The organism is Sphingomonas sp. SL1004 (genome assembly GCF_057815015.1).
The window spans coordinates 2,657,041-2,681,778 of sequence record NZ_JBYMUX010000001.1; the positions used below are offsets into that span (position 1 = coordinate 2,657,041).

Here is a 24,738-nt window from a genome sequence, read left to right on the forward strand (position 1 = left end):
GGTCCGGTGAACAGTTCGAAACCTTCCCGCACGGCAGCGGCCCGGCGTTGGCGACGCGGCGTGTGGGTGACCGGTATTCTCTCCGCAATCGTCGTTTTCTTCGTGTATCTAGCGGGCTATTTCGACCACGATCCGGTCCACGTATACCCTGCCATCGGCGTGCACGCTGCGGGAGCGCCACCGATCGCGGTCGTCAATTTCTCGGGCGACATGGGGCTGCGGTTCCTGCTCGGTGCGTCGACATCCCGGGGGCTGACGGAGCACGGTATCCCGGTCGTCGGAATCACGACGCCTGCGTTGTTCGCGCATCGTCGGACGCGAAGCGAAGTGGACGCGATCGTCGCGGGCGGGGTGCGGACTGCGCTGGCGCGGACCGGGGCGAAGCGGGTCGTCGTGATGGGGCAGTCCTACGGCGCGGACATCGTCCAGACCGGGTTGGCGAACCTGCCTCCGTCGTTGCGGACTCGGGTTGCGGCGATCGTATTGATCCTGCCGGGCGAATCGGTTTTCTATCGCGCCGATCCGTCGGGGCTTCTCTACGATCACGGCACGCTCGACAGCGTGGGCGCTACGACGGGCAACCAGCTCGGATGGGCACCGTTCACCTGTATCTACGGGGTCGAGGAGACGGACAGCCTGTGCCCATTGCTGACGCCGCCGACCGTGCGGAAGGTGGGGATGCCGGGGGGGCATAACATTCATCACGATGCGGATGGTTTGCTGGGACATGTGCTGGCGGCGATCTGGGCAGTGGCGCCGGGGGCCGGGCGGGGGTTTTAGGGTAAAGCACGCGACCGTTGCGCCGGTCTCTGCTCTCGCTTCCTCGCCACCCCCCGCCCGCCGTCATCCCAGCGAAAGCTGGGATCTCATCGGGTAAGGCACGGCGCCCGCCAACGGGGATACCCCAGCTTTCGCTGGGGTGACGGAAGCGGGCGTGACGGAGTGGGGTGATGATAGCGGGAGCAACGGCAGAGGGCGTTATGAAATCGGCGGAAGAGCGAAGGCCGAACTCGGCTAACCGACCGCGACGACTTATTGTGGCGCGGCGGCGATGTTGATCTCGAACAGCATCGGCCAGTATTTGCCGGTCACGAACAGCCGTTCGGCCTTTGCGTCCCAGGCGATCCCGTTCAGCACCGCTTCTGGATTGGTCGCGGCGACTTCGGCGACCAGCGGGCGGAGGTCGATCACGGCAGTGACTTTGCCGGTTGCGAGGTCGATGCGGACCAGGAAGCCGGTGTGCCAGACGTTCGCCAGCAGCGCGCCATGGACATATTCGAGTTCGTTGATCTGTCTTAAAGGACGACCGTCGATCGTCACTGCGACGCGCTTGCGTTCGGCGAGCGTCAGCGGATCGCGAAAAATGATGTTGGGGCTGCCGTCGGACTGGAGCAGCGACGTGCCGTCGCTCGTCAGGCCCCAACCCTCGCCCGTGTAGCGATTCTGGCCCTTGGGCTTCAGCGTACGGGCGTCCCAGCGATGAGCGATGCCGTCATGCCACGTGAGGCTGACAAGCTGATCCTTCCATAGCGCGAGACCTTCGCCGAACTGGGCGGAGTCGATTCGGGCTTTGGCGAGGATCTTGCCATCGGCGAGCGAGACGCGGCGGACGTCGGATTGTTGCTCCTGCCCCGTGCTCTCGTACAGCGCGCCATCGTGCCACAGAAGCCCTTCTGTAAACGCGGTGCGATCATGGGGGTAGCGCGCAACGATCGCCGCCGAGAACACCGGCACCCGCGTCGGCTCGCGGGGGGTCGCCTCGCGCGTGGCTGGCGCAGCGACCTGCCCGGCTCGCGCCATGGACGACAACGAAGATGATGAAACGAGAACGGCCGGCCCCGCCAAAGCGAAACCGGCCGCAATCATTATCCTACCGAACACGGTACGATCAGCGTTCTGAGTCAGGCAGCTATCAGCCGCCTGCGCTCAGGTTCACCGCTGCGTACTTGCCGCGACGATCGACCTCGAGCTCGAACTCGAGCTTGTCGCCCTCGTTCAGCGTCGCCATGCCGGCGCGTTCCACGGCCGAAATGTGGACGAATGCGTCAGGCTGTCCGTCGTCGCGCTGGATGAAGCCGAAGCCCTTCATCGCGTTGAAGAACTTGACCGTACCGGTCGCCTTCTCGCCGGTGAGCTGTCGCTGTGCGCCACCTGCACCACCGTCACGGTCGCGATCGCCACCACGGGGTGCACCCGGGCCGGCATCACGGTCACGCGGCGGGCCGCGATCGGTGACGGCCATCGGCTCGCCATCGATCTTCAGGTCGGTTGCCGAGATACGGCCACCGCGATCGACGAGCGTGAAGCCGAGCGGCTGACCCTCGGCGAGCGCGACCATGCCGGCCTGCTCGACTGCGCTGATGTGGACGAACACGTCCTCGCCGCCGTCATCGCGAACGACGAAGCCAAAGCCCTTCTGCGCGTTGAAGAACTTTACGACGCCAGTGCCTTCGCCGACAACCTGGGGAGGCATCCCGCGACCACCGCCGCCGCCGCCACCGCCCGAGAAACCGCCGCCACCGCCGCCGCCGCGGTAACCACCGCCGCCGCCGTTGCCGCCACCGAAGCTGCTGCCGCCGCCGTAGCTGCTGCCACCGCCGCCACCGTAGCTCGAGCCACCGCCGCCGCCATAGCTGCTACCGCCGCCGCCGAACCGATCGCCGCCACCGCCAAAGCTGCTGCCGCCGCCGAACTCGTTGTCGCCGCCGCCGAAGCTGTCGCGCTTGTCGCGGCCACGCCCGCCACGGTTCCCGCGGCCACCTTTATCGAAACCCATAAGCTCTGTTCGTCTTCCCGGTTCGCCCGCAAATTTCTCAAAACCCTTGTGCCGGACGACGAACGCAGGTTTTCCAGCGCGAAACCTTTTGCGCCTTGAGGGGACCCTTAGCGCAAAATACAAGCCGTCGCGAATAGATTCTGACGTATTGGGTCACGATAAGGATCGATACTGATGCAGGTGTCGCTCATCAGCCACGACTGGTCGCACAGGCAGTCCAAACGCCATCTTATCGCCCGATTTAGACACGGGGTTGGATCACGGCCATTGAGCGTTCAGCGTCGGACCGCTACGGCCAAGCCCATGACAGTTCATCTCCACGAAGGCGACATCCCCGCCGATCTGTTCGCGGCCGGCGCCGCGATCGCCGTCGATACCGAGACGATGGGGCTCATCACGCCGCGCGATCGGCTCTGCCTGGTCCAGCTTTCCGATGGCGGCCCCGACGAGCATCTCGTTCGATTCGCCGCCGGTGCCGGCTACGACGCGCCCAATCTGAAGGCGCTGCTGGCCGATCCGGCGCGCGTGAAACTCTATCATTTCGGCCGATTCGATATTGCCGCGGTCCAATATTATCTCGGGGTCGTCGCGGCCCCGGTCTATTGCACCAAGATCGCCTCGCGACTGATCCGCACGTATACCGATCGCCACGGCCTGAAGGAGCTGGTCCGCGAACTGCTCGGGCAGGACATTTCGAAACAGCAGCAATCGTCGGATTGGGGCAGCCCCGAATTGTCGGACGCGCAGAAGGACTATGCCGCGTCCGACGTGCGCTTCCTCCACCGGTTGCGGACCGAACTCGACAAGCGCCTGATTCGCGAAGGCCGGATGGAGCTGGCGCAGTCGTGCTTTGACTTCCTGCCGACTCGTGCGGCGCTCGATATCGCGGGTTGGCCCGAAATCGACATCTTCGCGCACGCCTGATGGACGTTCCGCCGCCTTCTCCGGTCGCCCGCCGCGCCCGTACCGCGCGACAGGACTGGGCCGCGCCGGGCGGCAGTCACGACCGGCTGGTCGCGATCGCGCGGCTCGGCCTGCCGACCGCGATCGGCGTGCTGGCAGCATTCCTGGTGATGGCTCCACTGACGGCAGGTGGCGACGTGTCGTTCCTGCTCGACAAGAACAAGGTCGACGTCGCCCAGGAACGGATGAAGCTGCAGGCAGCGCAGTATCGTGGCGAGGACAGCAAGGGGCAGCCGTTCACGCTCGACGCGAAGTCCGCGATCCAGAAGAGCTCGGCCGAACCGATCGTTCAGCTCAACCAGCTCGCTGCGCAAATCCAGCTCACCGACGGCCCCGCCAATATCAAGGCGAATACCGGGCGTTACGACATGGACACCGAGAAGGTGCAGCTGTTCGGTCCGCTGAACGCGACCGCGGCGGGCGGCTACGACCTGAAGACCACCAATGCGACGATCGACATGAAGGCGCGTACGCTCGAAAGCGGTGGCGCCGCGACCGGCACGGTTCAGCAAGGGACTTTCAGCGCGAACAAGCTGCGCGCGAACCTCGAGGAGCGCACCGTCACGCTCGATGGCAATGCCCGCTTGCGGATCGTGCCTAGAGGGCCGAAATAGCCGCCATGCGCGCGCCCCTCATCTTAATAGGCCTGTCCGCCCTGCTCTCCACGACCGCGGTCGCGCAGCAGGCGCACAACTCCAACGCCCCGATCAATTTCGGCGCGGATCATATCGAGCTGCAGGACAAGGCGAATCGGGCTATCCTGTCGGGCAACGTCTCCGTGAAGCAGGCCGAGATGACGCTGAACTCGGCACGGATGACGGTGGCGTATACGGGGCAGGTGATCGGCGGAAACCCACAGGTCTCACGGCTCGATGCCTCGGGCGGCGTCACTGTGAAGCGTCCCGACCAGACCGCGCGCAGCCAGTATGCGATCTACGATCTAAACCGCCGCGTCATCACGATGCTCGGCGCGGTCACGTTGACGCAAGCCGGCAACACGGTGAATGGCGGGCGCCTGACGATGAACCTCGACACCGGCCGCTCGGTGATCGACGGATCGTCGGTGGGCGGCAGCAGCGGCGCCAGCACCGGCGGTGGCACCGTCACGCAGACCGGCGGCCGCGTGACCGGCACCTTCTCGGTTCCCAAGCGCAACTGATCGCTCGAGCGTGTCGCGAGGGCTTCCTTCCGGCGGCGCGCTCGTACATGTTTCCTACCAAACTCCTGCCGAGCGTTCGGCTGCTGACTTTTGCGAGGGCCTGATCCCATGGACGCCACTACGCTGCCGCCGATAGAGGCAGTAGAACCGATCTCGGAGCCGCCGGTCAGCAACGGACTGCAGGTCGTCTCGATCGCCAAGTCGTACGACAAGCGCGTCGTGCTGACCGACGTGTCGGTGTCGGTGGGGCGCGGCGAAGTGGTCGGGCTGCTGGGGCCGAACGGCGCGGGCAAGACGACGTGCTTCTATTCGGTGATGGGCCTGGTGAAGCCGGATTCGGGCCGCATCATGCTCGACGGCGAGGACATCACGAAGCTGCCGATGTACCGGCGTGCGATCCTTGGGCTCGGCTATCTGCCGCAGGAGACGTCGATCTTCCGCGGGCTGACGATCGAGAAGAACATCCTGACCGTGCTCGAACTGTCCGAGCCGGACAAGGCGGCGCGCCAGCGGAAACTCGATACGCTGCTGGAAGAGTTCGGCCTGACCCGGCTCCGCGCGGCACCGGCGATGGCGCTGTCCGGCGGCGAGCGACGGCGTGCGGAAATCGCCCGTGCGCTGGCCGCGGACCCGTCGATCATGCTGCTGGACGAGCCTTTCGCTGGCATCGATCCGATCTCGATCGCCGACATCCGCGATCTGGTGAAGGACCTCAAGCGCCGCGACATCGGCGTGCTGATCACCGACCACAATGTCCGCGAGACGCTGGAGATCGTCGACCGCGCGTACATCATCTACGACGGCCGGGTGCTGTTCTCGGGCTCGCCGGAGGAACTGGTCGCCGACGCCAATGTGCGACGGTTGTACCTCGGCGAAGGCTTCTCGCTTTAGCTTTATGGACAGGCTGGCGCATCCATTCCTCCCCGGCACTGGGAGGGGGACCAGCAAAGCTGGTGGAGGGGGCCCTCCGCGAACGCAGCGCCTGATGCGCCCCCCCTCCGTCGACGCTTCGCGCCGCCACCTCCCCTTGCAGGGGAGGATTTAGTGAGCCTCGCCCCTCGCCTGGATATCCGCCAGTCGCAGTCGCTGGTAATGACCCCGCAGCTCCAGCAGGCGATCAAGCTGCTGGCGCTGTCGAACCTCGAGATCGAGGGGTTCATCGCCGAGGAAGTCGAGCGCAACCCGCTCCTCGAAGCCAGTGCCGCCGAGGACAACGACGCCCCCGACCGCGAACCTGCTCCCGAAGTCCGCGACGAACGCGTCGCCGCCGACGAACTCGTCTCCGGCACCGGCGCAGGCGACGAACCGACGCTCGACGTCGACTACGCCACCGAAAGCCACCAGCAGGACAGCGTCGCCGACGGCGGCAGCGGGATGGACGGCGCGCTTTCGATGACCGGCGCGAGCGCAGGCGGTGCCGGCAGCGAGGACGGTCCCGACCTAGACGCGTTCGCCGATACCAGCCTCAGCCTCGCGGATCACCTGCTCGCCCAAGCCGGGCCCGCCATCCCGCACGACGACGCGTTCATCGCCGCGCACCTGATCGACCAGATCGACGAGGCGGGCTACCTGACCGTGTCGCTGCTCGACATCGCCAACCGGCTCGGCGTGCCGCTGGTCCGCGTCGAGGCGGTGCTGGCGACGATCCAGACGTTCGACCCGACCGGCGTCGGCGCGCGCGATCTTGCCGAGTGCCTGGCATTGCAGGCGCGCGAGGCGGACCGTTACGACCCCTGCATGGCGCGGCTGATCGACAATCTCGACCTGCTCGGGCGCGGCGAACTGACGCGGCTCAAGCGGATGTGCGACGTCGACGACGAGGACATGGCGGACATGATCCGCGAACTGCGCGGCTATGATCCGAAACCCGGCTGCCGCTATGGCGGCGAGCCGTCGCAGTCGGTGACCCCCGACCTGTTCGTCGCGCGGACGAAAGCCGGCTGGGCGATCGAAATCAACGCCACGACGTTGCCCCGCGTTCTGGTGAATCGGAGTTATTACACCGAACTCTCGGGCGGGCAGCAGGACAAGGCGTCGAAGGCGTGGCTGTCGGACTGCCTGGCCAGCGCGAACTGGCTGGTGAAGGCGCTCGACCAGCGCCAGCGGACGATCATCAAGGTCGCGACCGAGATCGTGAAGCAGCAGGAGGCATTCTTCCTCAAGGGCGTCGCGCATCTCCGCCCGCTGACGCTGCGCCAGGTGGCGGACGCGATCGAGATGCACGAATCGACCGTCAGCCGGGTGACGAGCAACAAATACGTGTCGTGCGCGCGCGGGCTGTACGAGCTCAAATACTTCTTCACGAGCGCGATCCAGTCGGCGGATGGCGGCGAGGCGGTGTCGGCGCAGGCGGTGAAGTCGGCGATCAAGGCGCTGATCGATACCGAGGGGGCCAAAATCCTGTCGGACGATACGCTGGTCGAGTTGCTCAACGGCAAGGGCTTCGACATCGCGCGGCGGACGGTCGCGAAGTACCGCGAGGCACTGGGAATCGGAAGTTCGGTGCAACGCCGCCGGGCGAAGGCGCTGGAGGGGGTTCGGTAGGCTAACGTCCCTGCGATCCTCCCCCGCCAGGGGGAGGTGGCGCCGAAGGCGACGGAGGGGGAGGGCACGATAACAGTGGTTTCCCTTACCTCCCCCTCCGTCTGGCAAACGCCAGCCACCTCCCCCTGGCGGGGGAGGATCGCACCGGCTCAGTTCGGAACCTGCCCCGAGTCCCCCGCCCCCGAAACGCTAGCGCCACCCGGCGGCGTCGCGCTCCGCGCCTCGCCCACCGCTTGATCATACCAGCGCGCCAGATCCGCCTTCATCTGGTGCAGCGCCTCAGGATTGAGATACGTCATGTGCCCCGCCGGATAGTACCGGAACGCTAAATTCCGCTGCCGCGCCGGATCGAGCATCATATGCCCAAGGTCGTTCTCCGTGCCGAAGAACGGCGTCGCCATGTCATAGTAACCGTTCATCGACAGCACGTTCAGATACGGATTCTCGCGCATGGCCGCCGCCAGATCGACCGCGGTATTCGGGTTGTTCTGCGACTGCCCGCCTCGGCCGGGGGCGTCGTGCTTCCAGTTCCATGTCCAGCCGGGCGCATCGCGCGCGCTCAGCCGGTAGGGCATCTCGGTCTTGTAGCCGAGCGTGTGCGTCACGTAATCGTTGAACGTCGCGATGAACGCGCCGGCGATCGCGGTGTCCGACGCGTCGGTCTCGGGCCGCTCGCCCGCCGCATCGCTATCGACGCCGGTGTAGCGCGAGTCGAACCGCCCGAGCGTCAGCCGCTGGTCGCGCAACAGCTCCTTCTGGAAGCGGGCGAGATCGATGCGGAGATTGGCGCGCTTGATGAAGTCGGGCGAGATCCCGATCAACTGGCTCATCCGGGTGGCGACCGCATCGCGCTCCGCATCCGAGATCGTCTGCCCCTTCGACAGCGCCGCCGCGTACGGCCCGGTCGCGAACGCGCGCGCCTCGGCAACGGTCGTGGCGACGTCGGCGGGACGGTTCTGCAGGCGGTTGTGGTACCAGGCGCTCGCCGCGTAGCTCGGCAGGTAGTTGAGATAGATCTCGTCGAGCCCCGGCTGGCGGTAGCCATAGTTCATGATCGACGACAGCAGCACGACACCGTTCAGCGCCATCCCGCGATCCTGCAACTGGTAGGCGAGCGCGCCCGAGCGGGTGGTGCCATAGCTTTCGCCGAACAGGAATTTGGGACTGTTCCAGCGGCCGTATTTGGTGGCGTATCGCAATATGCCCTTGGCGAACGCATCGGCATCCTCGTCGACGCCGTAGAAGGCGGACGGTTTCGTGTCGCCGAGCGGCCGCGAATAACCGGTGCCGACCGCGTCGATGAACACCATGTCGGTCTTGTCGAGCAGCGTGTCGGGGTTGGGCCCGAAGTCGTACGGCGCGGGCTTGATGTATTCGGGGTTGGCGGTGCGCAGCCGGACCGGCGCGAACGAGCCCATGTGCAGCCAGAAACTGGGGGACCCCGGCCCACCATTGTAGAAGAACGTCACCGGGCGCTTGGTGCCGGGCTTCACCCCGTCGAGCGTGTAGCCAGTGTAGAACAGGCTCGCGGTCGGCTTGCCCTCGGTATCGCGCAGCGTCAGCGTGCCGACGGTCGCGGTATAGCCGAGCGACTTGCCGCCGACGGTGACGCGACCCTTCGACTTGACCTCCTGCTCGGCAACCGGCGCGTTGGCGTAATCCGCCTCCGCCTCGGCCTTCATCCGATCGGCGTTGCTCTCGGACTTGTCCTTCTTCGGCGCGTCCTGCGCGATGGCGGTGGTCGAGAGCGCTAGCAGTAACAGAGCGGCGAACTTGGTCGAACGGGCCACGGATCATCCTTGCGACAGGGGCAATGTCCTATCCTGCCGCAGCCTCCACAAAGCGCAAGGACTCAGTCGTCCTCGTCCTCGAACCCGACCAGCGCCAGCGCGCGGGCCTTGATCTGGCGGGTCATGCACCAGTGAACCAGCGCGTCCTCGCGGCCGTGCGTGACCCATACTTCCTGCGGCGCGATCTCGGTCAGCGTCGTGGTGAGTTCGTCCCAGTCGGCGTGGTCGCTGAGGATCAACGGGAGCTCGACGTTCTTCTGTCGCGCACGGCCCCGCACGCGCATCCACCCGCTCGCCATCGCGGTGATCGGATCGGGCAGCCGCCGCGACCAGCGGTCGTTGAGCGCGCCGGGCGGGCACATCACGACATGCCCCGCCATGTCCGCCTTCTTCGCGTCCGCCACGGGGAGCAGTTCGCCAAGCCGGACGCCGTGCTCGGCATACAGGTCGCACAGCTTTTGCAGCGCGCCGTGGATGTAGATCGGCGCTGCGTGGCCTCGCTCGCGCAGTTCGGCGATCACGCGCTGCGCCTTGCCGAGCGCATAGGCACCGACCACGACGCAGCGGTCCGGGTTGGCGTGGAGCGCGGCGATCAGCTTGTCGATCTCGTCGCCGGTGTCGGGATGGCGGAACACCGGCAGGCCGAAGGTCGCCTCGGTGATGAAGACGTCGCATTTGACGGGTTCGAACGGCGTGCAGGTCGGGTCCGCGCGGCGCTTGTAGTCGCCCGAGACGACGATCCGCTCGCCGCGGTAATCGAGCACGATCTGCGCGGAGCCGAGGACGTGGCCGGCGGGGACGAAGCCGATATCCACCTCCCCCATCCGGATCGTCTCGCCGTAGGCAACCGGGTTTCCGGCTTGCGGACCGTAGCGCGCGTCCATGATCGCGAGCGTCTCGGGCGTGGCCCAGACCGCATCGTGGCCACCACGCGCATGATCGGCGTGGCCGTGCGTGACGAGCGCCTTTGCACTGGGGATCGAAGGATCGATCCAGGCGTCGATCGGCTTGACGAGGATGCCGTGCGGATGCGGTTCGAGCCAGTCGCCGAGTTTTGCCATGGGGTAGTAACGCGTGACGCGGGGTGCGGTGCCGTGACTACCTGCGCGGGCGTGGTGGCATGAACGATGTCTCCGTCATGCCGGACTGGTTCCGGCATCCACGGTTCCGCGGAATCGAAAGTAGTGAGATCGCGGAACGGTGGACCCGGGAACGGATCCGGGGTGACGACCTGTTAGTTGCGGGCGCGCCGACTGTTCGAGACGAGCCTGACTTGAGGCGGCATTGCCGTCGTGAAGCCGTACCGGTGTCGAACGATCCTCCCCCGCTAGGGGGAGGTGTCGCCGAAGGTGACGGAGGGGGCGGATACGGAACGCAGGTTACCCTTTCCGCCCCCTCCGTCTGGCAAGTGCCAGCCACCTCGCCCTGGCGGGGGAGGATCGCGAGTCCATTCTTTACCGCCGTCTGCCGACCTTGATCGTCGCCAAAATCTCATCCATCCGCGCCGCCGCGACCGCCTGGGGCGGCGCATTCCGGCCCGCCGGTGCCGCCGCCTTCACCGCATAGGAGATCCGGTCGATCGCATAGCACGCACCATTGATGACGCTGCGGAAGTTGGTCGCGTTGACCCGCTGGCTCATGCCTGCGTCGCCGTTGGTGTAGACCGTCCAGCGGTGGCCACCGAGCATCCGGTTGGGAAGCCGCTTCGCACTGCCGGAAACCAGCCCCGCGGTGCCGCACTCGGCGACCACGGCCGCGCTCCGGCTGAAGCCGACCTGGATCATCTCGGTGACCTGGCCCTGGCCGTCGGTCGGTTTGGCGACCTGCCAGAAGCGGACGATGCCGACGCCGCGGCCGACCGGCGTGCCGTCCCACATCTGGCGCCAGCCGCTGTTCAGCAGCGCGCGGCCGGCAAAGTTGCGCGTCGGCATGACGCTCGACGGATGCGAGAGGCGGACCATTCCGCCGCCGCCGACGAACGACTTGTTGGCGGCAGTGGCATTGGCGAACGGCAGGAGTGCGAGCAACGGCAGGGGCAGGAGATAACGAAAAAGCGACACCGATCGTCTTTCACAACAGAGCTTTGGCCAAATTGGCGGTCGTTACGCGTGCGGTCCATAGCGGTGCGGCGCGATGCCCCCATATGACGACGATGCGTGAACAGGCCGTGAGCGACCTCCCCTCCCCCTTGGAAAACTGGTTTGCCGCGAGGGGTTGGCGGCCGCGGCGGCATCAGCTCGAAATGCTCGCCGAGGGCCGCGCGGGGCATCATGCCCTGCTGGTCGCGGCGACCGGCGCGGGGAAGACGCTCGCAGGGTTCCTGCCGACGCTTGTCGAGCTGATCGAGGCGCCGACCTCTGGTTTGCACACACTTTACGTATCGCCGCTCAAAGCGTTGGCGGTCGACGTGCAGCGCAATTTGCTGACACCGATCGACGAGATGGGTGTGGATATCCGCGTCGAGACACGTACCGGCGACACCCCCTCCGACCGGAAAGCGCGGCAACGGATCAAGCCGCCGCAAATCCTGCTGACCACACCCGAATCGCTGTCGCTACTGCTGAGCTATCCCGACAGCATCACGATGTTCGAGAATCTCCGCACGATCGTGGTCGACGAGGTCCACGCATTCGCGACCGGCAAGCGCGGCGACCTGCTGTCGCTCTGCATGGCGCGGTTGCAAAAGATTTCGCCGGGGATGCGGCGCGTCGCGCTGTCGGCGACGGTCGCGGATGCCGACGGCTATCGCGCGTGGCTCGCCCCCGACGGCGATATCGACCAGGTCGCGATGGTCCGCGGCGAGGCGGGTGCGGATCCCAACATCGCGATCCTGCTGCCCGAGGGCCGCGTGCCGTGGTCGGGGCATTCGGGCCGCTATGCCGCCGCGCAGGTGATGGCGGAGATCGAGGCGCACGAGACCTCGATCGTGTTCTGCAACACGCGCAGCCTCGCCGAGCTGATCTTCCAGGATCTGTGGAAGGTGAATGCGGGCAATCTGCCGATCGGCGTCCACCACGGCAGCCTTGCCAAGGAAGCGCGACGGAAAGTCGAGAACGCGATGGCGGAGGGAAAACTCCGCGCGCTGGTCGCGACGTCGAGCCTCGACCTGGGCGTCGATTGGGGCAATGTCGATTGCGTGATCCAGATGGGTGCGCCGAAGGGGTCGTCGCGGCTGTTGCAGCGGATCGGGCGTGCCAATCACCGGCTCGACGAATCGTCGCAGGCAATCGTCGTGCCGGGCAACCGGTTCGAATATCTCGAGGCGCGCGCGGCGCTCGACGCGGTCGAGGCGGGCGAGCTCGATGCGGACATTTTTCGGGTCGGTGCGCTCGACGTGCTGGCGCAGCACGTGATGGCGTGCGCATGCGCGGCCCCGTTCCACGAAGCTGCGTTGCTCGACGAGATCCGCTCAGCCCTCCCCTATTCCGCGCTACCGACCGAGACGTTCGAGCGCGTGCTGCACTTCATCAGCGACGGGGGGTATTCGCTGAAGGCGTATGACCGGTTCAAGCGGCTAACCAAGGACGCGGACGGGACATGGCGGGTTAGCCATCCGAAATTCATCGGCCAGCACCGATTGAACGCAGGGATCATCGTCGAGGCGACGATGCTCAACGTGCGGTTCGGCAATGGCCGCGTGCTGGGTCGTGTCGAGGAGGCGTTCGCGGCGCAGCTGAGCCACGGGGACACGTTCTTCTTCGCCGGATTGAGCCTTGAGGTGATGAAGATCGACCTTGAGGATCTGGTGGTGCGCGCGACGTCGAAGCCTGCGCGGATCCCGACCTATGGCGGCAGCCGGATGCCGCTGTCGACCAACCTCGCCGATCGCGTCCGCGGGTTCCTCGCGCATCCCGGCGACTGGGCGCGGTTTCCCGACGACGTACGCGAGTGGCTGGAGATGCAGGCGTATCGATCGGTCATGCCCGAGCCCGGCCAGCTGCTGGTCGAGACGTTCCCGCGCGAGGGGCGGCATTACATGGTCGCGTACAGCTTCGAAGGGTGGAACGCGCACCAGTCGCTCGGCATGCTGATCACGCGGCGGATGGAGACGCAGGGGCTGAAACCGCTTGGCTTCGTAGCCAATGATTACGCGCTGGCGGTGTACGGGCTGGAAAAGATCACCGATCCGGCGGCACTGTTCTCGGCGGATATCCTCGAGCATGAGTTCGTCGAATGGGTGCAGCAATCGCACCTGCTGAAGCGTGCGTTTCGCGAGGTCGCGGTGATCGGGGGGCTGGTCGAGCGCCAGCATCCGGGCAAGCGCAAGACCGGTAAACAAGTGACGTTCTCGACCGATTTGATCTACGACGTGCTGCGAAAATACGAGCCGACGCATCTGTTGCTGGAGGCAGCCTGGGCGGATGCGCGCGCGCGGATGACCGATGTCGGGCGGCTGGCATCGCTGCTCGATCGCGCGGCGGCGACGATGGTGCATGTCGATCTGGAGCGGGTGACGCCGCTGGCGGTGCCGGTGCTGACGTTGATCGGGCGCGAGAAGATCTCGACGAACAGTTCGGACGACGCGTTGTTGATCGAGGCGGAAGCGATGATCGCGGATGCTATGCGACCTGATTGAGGGCGAACGCCGCCGCGCCCCGCCACACGGAACCCCGAAATCCACCACCTCGGCGGAGGCTGGGGCCCAGTTGGGGAACGTTGCTAACGAAGGGCAACTGGCCGTTATTGCCACCTTTCCAACTGGGCCCCGGCCTCCGCCGGGGTGGTGCCGCTTGTGACGGGCGTTCGTCCCTGACAACGACAGTTGCACACCTGCAAAATCAGGCGCAGCATTTGCAGCATGCACAGGTGGTTCGGCCCGTTGCTGCTCGTCATATCCGCCCAGGCTAGCGCTCAGGACGCCGCATTTTCGCAAACGAATGCTGCACCCCCGCCCAGTGCAGCATCCGCAGCAGAGCCGGACCCCGCCACGCTGCTGTTCGGCGACAACGAAACCCGGATGACGGTGCCCGTGACGATCGCGGGGGCAGGACCATTCCCCTTTATCGTCGATACCGGCGCGCAGCGGACCGTGATCTCGCGCGAGCTGGCGGCGACGCTGGGGCTCGCGCCGGGACATACGGTGCGCGTCACCGGCATGACCGGATCGGACAGCATCGCGACGGTCGTCATCCCGTCGCTGAAGGTCAGCGTGATCGGCAGCGCGCCGATCGAGGCACCCGCGATCAGCGCACGCTATCTCGGCGCGCGCGGGTTGCTCGGGATCGACACGTTGCAGGACCATGCCGTGGAAATCGATTTCGACACGAAGACGATGACCGTCACGCCTTCGAGCAAACGCCGCAGCCGGGATCGCGCGGCGCCCGACGAGATCGTGATTCGCGCGCGCAGCCTGTTCGGGCAGCTCGTCGTCACCGACGCCTATTGCAACGGCGTCCGCATCCGCGTGATCCTCGATACCGGATCGTCGGTGAGCATGGGCAACGCCGCGCTCCGGCGAAAGATGCGCAAGGCGGTCGCCACCCAGCCCGTGTCGCTGACCGGCGTCACCGGCGAGACGGTAGTCGCCGACTACACCACGATCGACCGCGTCACGATCGGTGGCCTGATGCTGGGCGACCTGCCCGTCGCGTTCACCGCAGTCGACGCGCCGCCGTTCCGCCAGTTCGGGCTGGCCGAGCGACCGGCGATCCTGCTCGGCATGGACGTCCTGCAATTCTTCCGCCGCGTCGACATCGATTTCGCCAACCGCGAGGTGCGGCTGGCGCTGCCCCGCGGAACGCGTCGTTGAGCGCCAAATCGTCGAGGTTGCGTCGGCGTGCGTTCGCTGCAACTCTCCGCGCATAAACGATCAAGGGGATGACGATGCGCGCGACTGGTTGGCTACTCACGGCAGCGATTCTGACGACGCCGGTCTCCGCACAGGCGCAGTCGCGGCCCGACCAGAAGGCGTTTCTCGGGCTCTACAAGGAGCTGGTCGAGACCAACACGTCGCTGTCGGTCGGCAGCTGCACGCAGGCCGCGGCGCAGATCGGCGCGCGGCTGAAGACGGCAGGCTATGCGGACGGCGACATCACCTATTTCTCGGTGCCCGAGCATCCCAAGGACGGCGGGCTGGTCGCGGTGCTGAAGGGGTCGGACGCGTCGATCAAGCCGATGCTGCTGCTCGCGCATCTCGACGTGGTCGAGGCCAAGCGCGAGGATTGGGTGCGCGATCCGTTCAAGCTGATCGAGGAAGGCGGCTATTATTACGCGCGCGGCACCGTCGACGACAAGGCGCAGGCGGCGATCTGGTCCGACGCGATGATCCGCTTCAAGACGAGCGGCTACAAGCCGAAGCGCACGATCAAGCTTGCGCTGACCTGCGGCGAGGAGACGACGTTCGCGTGGAACGGCGCGCAGTATCTGGCGAAGTCGAAGCCCGACCTGATCGCGGCGGAGTTCGCGCTGAACGAAGGCGGCGGCGGGCGGCTCGACGATAACGGCAAGCGCCAGCTGCTGGCGATCCAGGTCGGCGAGAAGGCGGCGCAGAACTACACGTTCCTGGCCACCAACCCGGGCGGGCACAGCTCGCAGCCGATTCCCGAGAACGCGATCTACGAGCTCGCCGATGCGGTGAAGGCGGTGCAGGGCTACGAGTTCCCGGTGAAGTTCACCGATACGACCAAGGTGTTCTTTGCAGCCAGCGCGAAGGCGATGCCGGGCGAGATGGGGGATGCGATCACGAAGCTGCTCGCCAATCCCGAGGACAAGGCCGCGGATGCGATCGTCAGCCGCGACAAGGCGTTGCATTCGACGCTCCGGACGACCTGCGTGGCGACGTTGCTGAGCGCGGGGCATGCGGAGAACGCCTTGCCGCAGCGCGCGACGGCGAACGTCAATTGCCGGATCTTTCCGGGGGAGACGGTCGAGGGCACGCTCGCCAAGCTGAAGGAACTGGCAGGCGCGAAGGTGACCGTGACCGCGAACCAGCCGGTGCGGCCGACCGCGATCCCGCCGACGCTCGATCCGAAGATCATGGGGCCGGTGACGAAGGTCGCGGCGAAGCACTTCCCCGGCCTGCCGATCCTGCCGCTGATGTCGACGGGGGCGACCGACGGCATTTTCTTCGAGGCGATCGGGATTCCGGTCTATGGCGCTCCGGGGGTGTTTATCGACAAGGACATGGGGGGGATTCACGGCCTGAACGAGCGGATCCGGGTGGAGTCGCTGTATGATGGCCGCGACTACCTCTTCGACTTGGTCAAAGCATTCGCGGGGTGAACGCTACGTCCCTCGCCCCTTCGGGGAGAGGGAGGGAGGAGCCTTAGGCGACGGAAGGGAGAGGGGCGTGAGGCTCGAGACTGTGCGTCCCAACGCCCCTCTCCCTTCCCACGGCAAGTGCCGCGGGCCCCTTCCCTCTCCCCGGAGGGGCGAGGGAGTACGCGCTTTTCGCCTCGAAACCGTTCGCCCCGCGCTCGGCTTACACCGTGACCTGTTCGCCTAGTTCGAGCACCTTGCCCGGCGGGATCTTCAGGAAGTCGGTGGGGTCGCTGGCGTTCCTTTGCAGGAACAGGAAGATTCGGTCCTGCCAGGGCGGCATGCCCTTTTCCGCATCGGGTTTCAGCGTATTGCGGCCGATGAAGAACGAGGTGCGCATCGGGTCGAGCCCGAGCTGCTCGGTCTTGTTGCCGACGCCGAGATCGCGGGGCACGTCAGGGGATTCCATGAACCCGTAGGTCAGCACGACGATCGAGAAATTGTCGTCGACGCGTTCTACCTTCGCCCGCTGAGACTCGTCGACGAACGGCCGGTCGGCGGTGCGGATGCTGACGATCAGGTTGCGCTCGTGGAGCACCTTGTTGTGTTTCAGATTGTGCAGCAGCGCCCCCGGCGTTGCATGCGGGTTCGCGGTGAGGAACACCGCGGTCCCCGACACGCGTTCCGGCGGGCGCTTCTCCAGCGCGGCGGCGAGATCGCTGAGCGGGATGCTCTGGCGCTTCTCGAACGCACTGACGATCTTCTTGCCGCGCACCCAGGTGAAGATGATCAGCCCGATCCCGGCGGCGATGACGAGCGGCACCCAGCCGCCCTCGATCACCCGCAGGATGTTCGCGCCGAAGAAGATCAGGTCGAGCGTCAGGAACGGCAGGATCGCCGCGAGCGCCAACGGGCGCGACCAGTTCCAGCGGTGCCTGACCACGATATAGGCCAGCAAGGTCGTGACGACCATCGTGCCGGTCACCGCGATGCCGTACGCCGCCGCCATCGCCGACGACGTCTTGAACTGCACGACCAGCACCAGCACGCCGATCAACAACAGCCAGTTGATCGCGGGCAGGTAGATCTGGCCGGCGAACACGGCGGAGGTCTGGCGGATGCGCAGACGCGGGAGCAGGCCGAGCTGGATCGCCTGCTGCGTCAACGAGAACGCGCCGGTGATGACCGCCTGGCTGGCGATGACGGTCGCGAAGCCGGCGAGGATGATCAGCGCGGGGCGCAGCGATTCGGGCGCCATCAGGAAGAACCAGTCCTGGTTCACGAACGGCACGCCGCGCGCCGCCGCATCCTCGAGCCGCGACAGCGCGAAGGCGCCCTGCCCCAGGTAATTCAGCGCGAGTGCCGGGAAGACGAGGAAGAACCAGCCAATGCGGATCGGCAGCTTGCCGAAATGCCCCATGTCGGCGGTCAGCGCTTCCGCGCCGGTGACGGTCAGAAACACCGCACCGAGCACGAACAGCCCCGTGACGCCGTGGGTGGCGAGGAACGAGATGCCGTAATTCGGGAGGAAGACGCGGACGATCGAGGGTTCGTCGGCGATATGCCAGATGCCGAGCGCACCGATCGCGACGAACCAGAGGATGCAGACCGGGCCGAACAGCTTCGACACCTGCGCAGTGCCACGCGCCTGGATCATGAACAGCGCGATCAGGATGACGATCGTCAGCGCGCGCACGGTGCCTTCGTCGAAGATGTGCGCGGCGCTCGGGATCGTTCGCAGGCCCTCCATCGCGGAGAGCACCGACAAGGCGGGGGTGATGATGGCATCGCCGTAGAACAGCGACGCGCCCGCCGCGCCGAGCACGATCGCGATCTTCGAGCGCATGCCGAGCGCGCGACGGGCAAGCGCGGCCAGCGCCAGCACGCCACCCTCGCCCTGGTTGTCGGCGCGCATCAGGAAGATGACGTATTTGACGGTCACGACCAGGAACAGCGACCAGAGCGCGAGGCTCAGCACGCCGAGGATCTCGCTCGGATCGATGCCGCCGGCGGACGTCTGGCCGAGTGCCTCGCGGAAGGCATAGAGCGGGCTGGTACCGATATCGCCGAACACCACGCCGATCGCACCGACCGTGAGCGCGGCGAGCGCCGGATGCGGATGCAGATGCGCCGCCGACAGATCGGTCGACGGTTCTGGAGGCACGGCAGTTTCGGGGGTTCCGGCTACGGACGACATGGCGCGAGACGCGCTCCTCCTGGAGGGACGGGGCGCTTTACGCCGATTGGGGCCGCGCGCAAGTCCCGCCCGGTGGCGACCCGGTTGACGACGTCGCAGCTTGATTCACGGGGACGGGGGCGGCATGGCGAGTGGATGGTTCCCTTTTCGTTCGGCGGACATGCGCTTCTGGCGCTGCCTCAAGGCGCGCTGTTCTGGCCGGCGCGGCGCGCGCTGCTGGTCGCCGACCTGCATTTCGAGAAGGCGAGTTGGTTCGCGAAACGCGGCCAGATGCTGCCGCCGTATGATTCGATCGCGACGCTGGCGGACCTGACCGCGCTGGTCGCCGCGACCGGGGCCCGCGAAGTCTGGTGCCTGGGCGATAGTTTCCACGACAGCGACGGCTGCGAGCGATTGCCGCAGCGGGCGCAGGACATGCTGCGGGCGATGACCGATGGCACGCGGTGGACGTGGATCACGGGCAATCACGATCCGGCGATCCTCGATCGGTGTGGTGGCGAGGTCGTGGACGAGGCGGTCGTCGACGGGCTGGTGCTGCGGCACGAGGCGGACCGGGCGGAGACGCGGCCCGAACTGTCGGGGCATTTCCATCCGAAGCTGCGGTTGCGCGTGCGGGGAAAGTCGGTCGCGCGACGCTGTTTCGTGGCGACCGCGACGAAGCTGATCCTGCCGGCGTTCGGATCGTTGACCGGGGGGCTGGATGTGGATCATCCGGAGATCGTTCGCGCGGTGGGTCTAGGCGCGGAGGCTATGGTGCCGGTGGCGGACCGGATGCTGCGGTTTCCGGTTGCGGCCTGAATTTGTCGCTACTCAGGTGTTAAGCCACCACCCCGGCGAAGGCCGGGGCCCAATTGCGAGCGGCTCATAACGGAGGTTTGTCCGCCGTTACTTCAACCATTCCACTTGGGCCCCGGCCTTCGCCGGGGTGGTAGTGATGGAAGGGTCGTGTTCTTCAGTTCGAGATCGTCGGAAACGCAGCCCTGAACGCCGCCAGCTTCGGCTTATCCCACATCACGATATACGGATGCGTCGGGTTACGATCGAAGAAGTTCTGGTGATACGCCTCGGCCGGATAGAACGTGCCCGTCTCCAGCTTCGTCACGATCGGCCCGGAAAACGCGCGCGTGCCCCCCAGCTGCGCGATATACGCCCGCGCCACCTGCGCCTGTACGGGCGACTGCGGGAAGATCGCCGAGCGATAGCTGGTGCCGCTGTCCGGGCCCTGGCGGTTCAGGCTGGTCGGATCATGCGCGATCGAGAAATATACGCGGAGCAGCGTGCCGTAGCTGACGACACGCGGGTCGTACGCGATCTTGATCGCTTCAGCATGGCGAGTCGCTTCTGCGGAGACCTGGTCGTAGGTCGCGGTATCCCTGGTGCCACCGGCGTAACCGGCCGTGACGGACTTCACGCCCTTCACATGCTCGAACACCGCTTCCATCGTCCAGAAGCAGCCGCCCGCCAGCACCGCGGTCTGGAGACCGGGTGCGGCGGGAACGTCTGTCTTGACGGCTGGAATGACGACCGCTCGGGCACCTTGCGCGGCACCGGATGAGAGGATCGCACCGGCAATACCGGCGGCGGCGAGCGTGGCGAGGAGCGGCTTTTTCATGTGTAGATACATGGGGTTGCTGTGACCATTCGCCAAGGCGCCGGCAAGACTAGCGGGTGGCGGAAACGCTGTGCTCGAAATGGCTGGCGAAGGTCTGGCGTGCTTCGGCGGGTTGCATCGCGAACAAGCCGATGGCGCCGAGGACGAAACCGCCACTGAACTGCCAGAAGAAACTCGACTTTACGATGCTGCCCATGATGCGATCCCAATGAAACCAAATGATGACGCCGACCGAATGGGTCAGCATCAGCTACGTACCGGCATGTCGTAGAGATGCCGGCCAACCACAATGTCGTTTTTAGAAACTCTCGATTAACGCGGCGTGGCCGATCCGTTCATCTTGCCGGCCGGTTGCCGAAAGATGTCGCCGCGTGTCTCGATTGTTGCTCGAACCTTTAATCCTCCCCCGCCAGGGGGAGGTGGCTGGCGCTTGCCAGACGGAGGGGGAGGAAAGGGAAACAAACGTTCCGTGTCCTCCCCCTCCGTCACCTTCGGTGCCACCTCCCCCTGGCGGGGGAGGATCGTTTTTTACTTCAGCGCGGCGCACGCCGTCTGGATCCGCGTGCACGCCTCGCGGAGCAACGCGTCGGACGTCGCGTAACTGATCCGGAACGCTGGCGAGAGGCCGAACGCGGCGCCCTGCACCACCGCCACCTTGGCGTCGTCGAGCAGATAGCCGACCATCGCCTCGTCGGTGTCGATCAGGCGACCGTTCGGCGTCGTCTTGCCGATCAGCTCGGCGAACGACGGGTAGACGTAGAACGCGCCCTCCGGCGTCGGGCAGTGCATACCGTCGATCTCGTTGAGCATCGCGACGACCAGATCGCGACGGCCCTGGAACGCGGTGTTGCGCTCGGCGAGGAACGACTGGTCGCCGTTGAGCGCCGCCACCGCCGCCGCCTGCGCGATCGAGCACGGGTTCGAGGTCGACTGCGACTGGAGCTTGGCCATCGCCTTGATCAGCCACGCCGCGCCGCCCGCATAACCGATCCGCCAGCCGGTCATCGCATACGCCTTCGAGCAGCCGTTGACGGTCAGCGTGCGCTCGAACAGCTCCGGGCAGGCCTCCGCAATCGTTGCGAACTTGAAGCCGTCATAGACGATGTGCTCGTACATATCGTCCGCGAAGATCCAGACGTGCGGATGCCTCGCCAGCACCGCGCCGAGCGCCTTCAGTTCGTCGATCGTGTAGCCGGCACCGGTCGGGTTCGACGGCGAGTTGAGGATCACCCACTTGGTCTTCGGCGTGATCGCGGCATCGAGCGCGGCAGGATCGAGCTTGTAGCCGACCTCGGGCCCCGCCTTGACGATGACGGGCACGCCGCCCGCGAACTGGACGACGTCGGGATAGCTGACCCAGTACGGCGCGGGGATGACGACCTCGTCGCCCGGATCGATCGTCGCGACCATCGCGTTGAACAAAGTGTGCTTGCCGCCGACGTTCACGCTGATCTGGTCGGTGGTGTACGTCAGCCCGTTGTCGCGCGCGAACTTGGCGACGATCGCCTGCTTCAGCTCGATCGTGCCGTCGACGTTGGTGTACTTGGTCTTGCCGTCACGGATCGCCTGGATCGCGGCCTCTTTCACGAAGTCCGGCGTGTCGAAATCGGGTTCGCCCGCACCAAGCCCGATCACGTCGACGCCTGCGCGCTTCAGTTCGAGGACGCGGCTGGTGATCGCGAGCGTCGGCGAAGGGCTGATGCGACCGAGCGCGGCGGATGCGTGCATGATGGAACCTTTGCGGTTGTCCGCAGTTCGAGCCCGCGGAATTCGCGCGGGCTATACGCCCCGCGTTACCGAATTCGCAACCGCAACAATCGCCGGAACGAGCCCGCGGACCGCATTTCCGACGAAGAACCCACCCGCGAGGTCCGCGCGGGTGAGCGGCGCCTCGGTCGCGCGGCCCGATTCGATCAGCTCGGCGCGGAGGATACCGGGGAGCAGGCCGTTCCGTAGCGGCGGCGTCACGAGGCCCGCTCCTCGCGGTACGAACAGATTCGAGAAACTGCCTTCGGTGAGAAAGCCATCGGCATCCTCGAACACGATCTCGAACGTGCCGGCCGCCTTGCGGGCGTCGTCGTAGAAGTCGCGTGCGCTCGTCTTGTGGCGCAGGCGGAAGTCGGTCGGTGCCACGGGCAGCGGAACGATCGCGACGGCCACTTGGGTGGGCAATTGCGGCAGCGGGGCCGCCTCGATCGCGACGGCGCCGGTCGGGCTGAGCAGCAGGCGGATGCGGCGTGGCCCGCGCAACCGGAAGGTCGCGGCTTGCAGTTCGTTGCGCGCGGCGTGGCGGTCGAAGACGAAGCCGAGTGCGTCGGCGCTGGCCTTCATTCGCGCGAGATGCGCCTCGAGCCGCATAAGCCCGTCGTCGGGATCGAACGCCATCGTCTCGATCAGGTCGAAGCGGCGCTGACCGGCGGTGACGAACGCGCCCTTCGCATGGCATTCCGCCCATTCCGCGTCCGCGTCGCTGTCGGCGACGATGCCCGAGCCGAGACTCATCGTCGCCGCGCCTTCCTCGACAGCGATCGTGCGGATCGCGACGTTGAAGATTGCGTCGCCGTTCGTGTCGAACCGCCCGATCGCGCCGGTATAGATGCTGCGGACGCGCGCGTGTTCGACTTCGGCGATCACCTCCATGGCGCGCTGCTTGGGTGCGCCCGTGATCGATCCGCACGGGAACAGGGCAGCGAGAACGTCGGTCGCGTCGCATTCGGGTTTCAGCGTGGCGGTGACGGTCGACGTCATCTGGTGGACGGTCGGATAGGTCTCGACAGTGAACAGGTCGGGGACCGCGACGTGGGCCGCGACGCGCGACAGGTCGTTGCGCATCAGGTCGACGATCATCAGGTTTTCGGCGCGTTGTTTGGGGTCGGCCGCGAGTGCCTCGGCGAGCGCGCGGTCGGCGTCGGGCGTGTCGCCTCGTGGTGCGGTGCCCTTCATCGGGCGGCAGGTGAGCGTGTCGCCATCCAGCGCGAAGAAGAGTTCGGGCGACAGCGACAGGAAGCGCGTCTCGCCGGTATCGATCAGCGCGCCGTAACCCGCCCCGGCCTGAAGGCGCAGCCGGGCGTAGAGTGCGAGCGGATCGCCGACGAAGGGCACGGTGGCGGCGAAAGTTAGGTTCGCCTGATAGATGTCGCCTGCCGCGATCAGCTCGAGCACGCGCGACAGGCTGGCGTCGTAGGTGTCACGGTCGATCAGCGGTTGCGGCGCACCGGTCCAGGCGCCGGCGGGGTCCGGAAGGCGCGCGGCGACGTCGTCCGCAGGGATCTCTTCGTAACCGGTGAACAGGCCGAACCAGAGCAGCGGGCCCTCGGTGCGGACGTCGACCGGCTTCGAGGCGAGCGCGGCGCCGGCCTCGTAGGTGAGGTACCCGGCGGCGTGGAACCCCTCGGCGCGAGCTACACGGAGCGCGTCGAGCGCGGGACGGACCTCGGCGAGCGTATCGGCGCGGACGATCCTGACGGGGTCGCGGTACAATCGCGCCTGGGCTCCTGCCGCGCGGGCATCATCGAGCAACACGTAGGGCGCGGTCCACATCGTCGCGACTGTTGCACGGAGCGCGAGGCAAACCGCAAGCGGCGATTGCTCCAACCGCCGCGCTATCCTATTTCGAGGCCATGACAAATCCTCCCTTACGCGCCGCGATCGTGCCCGTTACGCCGATCCAGCAGAACTGCACGCTCCTCTGGTGCACCGCGACGATGAAGGCCGCGGTGATCGATCCTGGCGGCGACCTGCCGCGGATCATGGCGGCGGTCGAACAGGCGGGCGTGACGGTCGAGAAGATCCTGCTGACGCATGGCCATATCGATCACGCGGGGGGCGCCAAGCGGCTGTCGAACGATCTTGGCGTGCCGATCGAGGGGCCGCACGAGGCGGACCGGTTCTGGTTGCAGCGGCTCGACCAGGACGGGCCGAAATACGGGATTTCGGGGGTTAATTTCGAGCCGGACCGGTGGTTGGTCGAGGGCGACACGGTGTCGGTCGGCGACCTCGTGCTCGATGTCTACGAGACGCCGGGGCATACCGAGGGCCATGTGATCTTCCACCACGCGCCGTCGAAGTTCGCGCAGGTGGGGGATGTGTTGTTCCAGGGCTCGGTCGGGCGATCGGACATGCCTGGGGGGAATCATCAGACGCTGGTGAAGTCGATCGTCGAGAAGCTTTGGCCGCTCGGGAGCGATACGAGCTTTATCCCGGGACATGGGCCGGCGAGCACGTTCGCGCATGAGCGGGCGACGAATATGTTCGTTAGCGACCGGGCGTTGGCGGCGTAGCTTTCTACCGTTCCCCCGCGGGGGCGGGGGTCCAGGATACCAAGCGGTGGCGCCTGTGACCCTGGGCTACCGCCTTCGCGGGAAAACAGGAGGAAGGATGTGCCATCATCCCAATCACTCCACCCCGGCGAAGGCCGGGGCCCAATTGGGGGACGAAGTTTGGCATAGGCCGCGCCCCGTTACAGCGACCTTTCCAATTGGGCCCCGGCCTTCGCCGGGG

The 24,738-nt window shown here is 66.3% G+C and carries 21 protein-coding genes; 11 read left to right on the forward strand and 10 right to left on the reverse strand.

Annotated elements, in window-relative coordinates; all coding sequences use genetic code 11:
* Positions 1 to 6: 6 nt before the first annotated feature.
* Positions 7 to 780 carry an AcvB/VirJ family lysyl-phosphatidylglycerol hydrolase gene (locus AC3D24_RS11965; RefSeq protein WP_489030906.1) on the forward strand — a complete coding sequence of 258 codons (774 nt, stop codon included), beginning with the start codon at positions 7 to 9 and terminating at the stop codon, positions 778 to 780.
* Between the two features lie 252 nt (positions 781 to 1,032).
* On the opposite strand, the gene AC3D24_RS11970 is transcribed toward AC3D24_RS11965, so the two are convergent.
* Both AC3D24_RS11970 and AC3D24_RS11975 read right to left on the reverse strand, forming a co-directional pair.
* Positions 1,033 to 1,800, reverse strand: coding sequence for a glutaminyl-peptide cyclotransferase (locus tag AC3D24_RS11970; RefSeq protein ID WP_489030908.1), 768 nt, complete (start codon positions 1,798 to 1,800; stop codon positions 1,033 to 1,035).
* Positions 1,801 to 1,912: 112 nt separating this feature from the next.
* A complete protein-coding gene (locus AC3D24_RS11975) occupies positions 1,913 to 2,776 on the reverse strand; it encodes a cold-shock protein (RefSeq protein WP_489030910.1) in 864 nt (287 codons plus the stop codon).
* Positions 2,777 to 3,079: 303 nt separating this feature from the next.
* Between AC3D24_RS11975 and AC3D24_RS11980 the strand changes: the two genes are divergently transcribed.
* From AC3D24_RS11980 to rpoN, 5 genes are all read left to right on the forward strand, one after another.
* Positions 3,080 to 3,700 (forward strand): ribonuclease D, encoded by a 621-nt coding sequence (locus AC3D24_RS11980; RefSeq protein WP_489030912.1) that lies wholly within the window; start codon positions 3,080 to 3,082, stop codon positions 3,698 to 3,700.
* Entirely contained in the window at positions 3,700 to 4,353 is a 654-nt protein-coding gene (gene lptC, locus AC3D24_RS11985; RefSeq protein ID WP_489030914.1) for an LPS export ABC transporter periplasmic protein LptC, read from the forward strand. Before AC3D24_RS11980 ends, lptC begins: the two co-directional genes overlap by 1 nt.
* Before the next feature lie 5 nt (positions 4,354 to 4,358).
* A complete protein-coding gene (locus AC3D24_RS11990; protein ID WP_489030916.1) occupies positions 4,359 to 4,898 on the forward strand; it encodes an LptA/OstA family protein in 540 nt (179 codons plus the stop codon).
* A 108-nt stretch (positions 4,899 to 5,006) separates the two neighbouring features.
* Positions 5,007 to 5,789 (forward strand): LPS export ABC transporter ATP-binding protein, encoded by a 783-nt coding sequence (lptB, locus tag AC3D24_RS11995; RefSeq protein WP_056474335.1) that lies wholly within the window; start codon positions 5,007 to 5,009, stop codon positions 5,787 to 5,789.
* Positions 5,790 to 5,942: 153 nt separating this feature from the next.
* Complete coding sequence (gene rpoN / locus AC3D24_RS12000; RefSeq protein ID WP_489030919.1) at positions 5,943 to 7,442, forward strand: RNA polymerase factor sigma-54; 1,500 nt, start codon at positions 5,943 to 5,945, stop codon at positions 7,440 to 7,442.
* Between the two features lie 149 nt (positions 7,443 to 7,591).
* Here the strand turns inward: rpoN and AC3D24_RS12005 are convergent, their stop codons facing one another.
* The 3 genes from AC3D24_RS12005 to AC3D24_RS12015 all read right to left on the reverse strand — a co-directional run bounded on the left by AC3D24_RS12005 (position 7,592) and on the right by AC3D24_RS12015 (position 11,292).
* A complete protein-coding gene (locus AC3D24_RS12005; RefSeq protein ID WP_489030921.1) occupies positions 7,592 to 9,232 on the reverse strand; it encodes a S10 family peptidase in 1,641 nt (546 codons plus the stop codon).
* Positions 9,233 to 9,294: 62 nt separating this feature from the next.
* Positions 9,295 to 10,293, reverse strand: coding sequence for a ligase-associated DNA damage response exonuclease (locus AC3D24_RS12010; RefSeq protein WP_489030923.1), 999 nt, complete (start codon positions 10,291 to 10,293; stop codon positions 9,295 to 9,297).
* 393 nt (positions 10,294 to 10,686) lie between these two features.
* Complete coding sequence (locus AC3D24_RS12015) at positions 10,687 to 11,292, reverse strand: hypothetical protein (protein WP_489030924.1); 606 nt, start codon at positions 11,290 to 11,292, stop codon at positions 10,687 to 10,689.
* 83 nt (positions 11,293 to 11,375) lie between these two features.
* On the opposite strand from AC3D24_RS12015, the gene AC3D24_RS12020 reads away from it, so the two are divergent.
* From AC3D24_RS12020 to AC3D24_RS12030, 3 genes are all read left to right on the forward strand, one after another.
* A complete protein-coding gene (locus AC3D24_RS12020) occupies positions 11,376 to 13,808 on the forward strand; it encodes a ligase-associated DNA damage response DEXH box helicase (RefSeq protein ID WP_489030926.1) in 2,433 nt (810 codons plus the stop codon).
* Between the two features lie 222 nt (positions 13,809 to 14,030).
* The gene (locus AC3D24_RS12025; RefSeq protein ID WP_489030928.1) at positions 14,031 to 14,981 is read left to right on the forward strand and encodes an aspartyl protease family protein; all 951 of its coding nucleotides are present in this window, start codon (positions 14,031 to 14,033) and stop codon (positions 14,979 to 14,981) included.
* Between the two features lie 68 nt (positions 14,982 to 15,049).
* Entirely contained in the window at positions 15,050 to 16,453 is a 1,404-nt protein-coding gene (locus AC3D24_RS12030; RefSeq protein ID WP_489030930.1) for a M20/M25/M40 family metallo-hydrolase, read from the forward strand.
* A 199-nt stretch (positions 16,454 to 16,652) separates the two neighbouring features.
* Here AC3D24_RS12030 and AC3D24_RS12035 read toward each other — a convergent pair whose 3' ends face one another.
* Entirely contained in the window at positions 16,653 to 18,626 is a 1,974-nt protein-coding gene (locus AC3D24_RS12035) for a potassium transporter Kup (RefSeq protein ID WP_489030932.1), read from the reverse strand.
* Positions 18,627 to 18,761: 135 nt separating this feature from the next.
* On the opposite strand from AC3D24_RS12035, the gene pdeM reads away from it, so the two are divergent.
* Entirely contained in the window at positions 18,762 to 19,424 is a 663-nt protein-coding gene (gene pdeM / locus AC3D24_RS12040; protein ID WP_489030934.1) for a ligase-associated DNA damage response endonuclease PdeM, read from the forward strand.
* 154 nt (positions 19,425 to 19,578) lie between these two features.
* On the opposite strand, the gene msrA is transcribed toward pdeM, so the two are convergent.
* The 4 genes from msrA to pabB all read right to left on the reverse strand — a co-directional run bounded on the left by msrA (position 19,579) and on the right by pabB (position 23,778).
* Positions 19,579 to 20,238, reverse strand: a complete 660-nt coding sequence (msrA, locus tag AC3D24_RS12045; RefSeq protein ID WP_489030936.1) for a peptide-methionine (S)-S-oxide reductase MsrA — start codon at positions 20,236 to 20,238, stop codon at positions 19,579 to 19,581.
* Positions 20,239 to 20,287: 49 nt separating this feature from the next.
* The gene (locus AC3D24_RS12050; RefSeq protein WP_489030938.1) at positions 20,288 to 20,434 is read right to left on the reverse strand and encodes a hypothetical protein; all 147 of its coding nucleotides are present in this window, start codon (positions 20,432 to 20,434) and stop codon (positions 20,288 to 20,290) included.
* Positions 20,435 to 20,766: 332 nt separating this feature from the next.
* Entirely contained in the window at positions 20,767 to 21,966 is a 1,200-nt protein-coding gene (locus AC3D24_RS12055; RefSeq protein ID WP_489030940.1) for a pyridoxal phosphate-dependent aminotransferase, read from the reverse strand.
* A gap of 51 nt (positions 21,967 to 22,017) precedes the next feature.
* Entirely contained in the window at positions 22,018 to 23,778 is a 1,761-nt protein-coding gene (gene pabB / locus AC3D24_RS12060) for an aminodeoxychorismate synthase component I (protein WP_489030942.1), read from the reverse strand.
* 80 nt (positions 23,779 to 23,858) lie between these two features.
* Here pabB and AC3D24_RS12065 point away from each other — a divergent pair, with 80 nt between their 5' ends.
* Positions 23,859 to 24,518, forward strand: a complete 660-nt coding sequence (locus AC3D24_RS12065) for an MBL fold metallo-hydrolase (protein WP_489030944.1) — start codon at positions 23,859 to 23,861, stop codon at positions 24,516 to 24,518.
* Positions 24,519 to 24,738: the final 220 nt, after the last annotated feature.

Excerpts from the sequence above, each read along its gene's own strand:
- AC3D24_RS11970 (WP_489030908.1), bottom strand. The coding sequence starts at position 1,800 with ATGGCGCGAGCCGGGCAGGTCGCTGCGCCAGCCACGCGCGAGGCGACC.
- AC3D24_RS11975 (WP_489030910.1), bottom strand. The coding sequence starts at position 2,776 with ATGGGTTTCGATAAAGGTGGCCGCGGGAACCGTGGCGGGCGTGGCCGC.
- AC3D24_RS11980 (WP_489030912.1), top strand. The coding sequence starts at position 3,080 with ATGACAGTTCATCTCCACGAAGGCGACATCCCCGCCGATCTGTTCGCG.
- lptC (WP_489030914.1), top strand. The coding sequence starts at position 3,700 with ATGGACGTTCCGCCGCCTTCTCCGGTCGCCCGCCGCGCCCGTACCGCG.
- AC3D24_RS11990 (WP_489030916.1), top strand. The coding sequence starts at position 4,359 with ATGCGCGCGCCCCTCATCTTAATAGGCCTGTCCGCCCTGCTCTCCACG.
- lptB (WP_056474335.1), top strand. The coding sequence starts at position 5,007 with ATGGACGCCACTACGCTGCCGCCGATAGAGGCAGTAGAACCGATCTCG.
- AC3D24_RS12010 (WP_489030923.1), bottom strand. The coding sequence starts at position 10,293 with ATGGCAAAACTCGGCGACTGGCTCGAACCGCATCCGCACGGCATCCTC.
- AC3D24_RS12020 (WP_489030926.1), top strand. The coding sequence starts at position 11,376 with ATGACGACGATGCGTGAACAGGCCGTGAGCGACCTCCCCTCCCCCTTG.
- AC3D24_RS12025 (WP_489030928.1), top strand. The coding sequence starts at position 14,031 with ATGCACAGGTGGTTCGGCCCGTTGCTGCTCGTCATATCCGCCCAGGCT.
- AC3D24_RS12030 (WP_489030930.1), top strand. The coding sequence starts at position 15,050 with ATGACGATGCGCGCGACTGGTTGGCTACTCACGGCAGCGATTCTGACG.
- AC3D24_RS12035 (WP_489030932.1), bottom strand. The coding sequence starts at position 18,626 with ATGTCGTCCGTAGCCGGAACCCCCGAAACTGCCGTGCCTCCAGAACCG.
- pdeM (WP_489030934.1), top strand. The coding sequence starts at position 18,762 with ATGGTTCCCTTTTCGTTCGGCGGACATGCGCTTCTGGCGCTGCCTCAA.
- msrA (WP_489030936.1), bottom strand. The coding sequence starts at position 20,238 with ATGAAAAAGCCGCTCCTCGCCACGCTCGCCGCCGCCGGTATTGCCGGT.
- AC3D24_RS12050 (WP_489030938.1), bottom strand. The coding sequence starts at position 20,434 with ATGGGCAGCATCGTAAAGTCGAGTTTCTTCTGGCAGTTCAGTGGCGGT.
- AC3D24_RS12055 (WP_489030940.1), bottom strand. The coding sequence starts at position 21,966 with ATGCACGCATCCGCCGCGCTCGGTCGCATCAGCCCTTCGCCGACGCTC.
- pabB (WP_489030942.1), bottom strand. The coding sequence starts at position 23,778 with ATGTGGACCGCGCCCTACGTGTTGCTCGATGATGCCCGCGCGGCAGGA.
- AC3D24_RS12065 (WP_489030944.1), top strand. The coding sequence starts at position 23,859 with ATGACAAATCCTCCCTTACGCGCCGCGATCGTGCCCGTTACGCCGATC.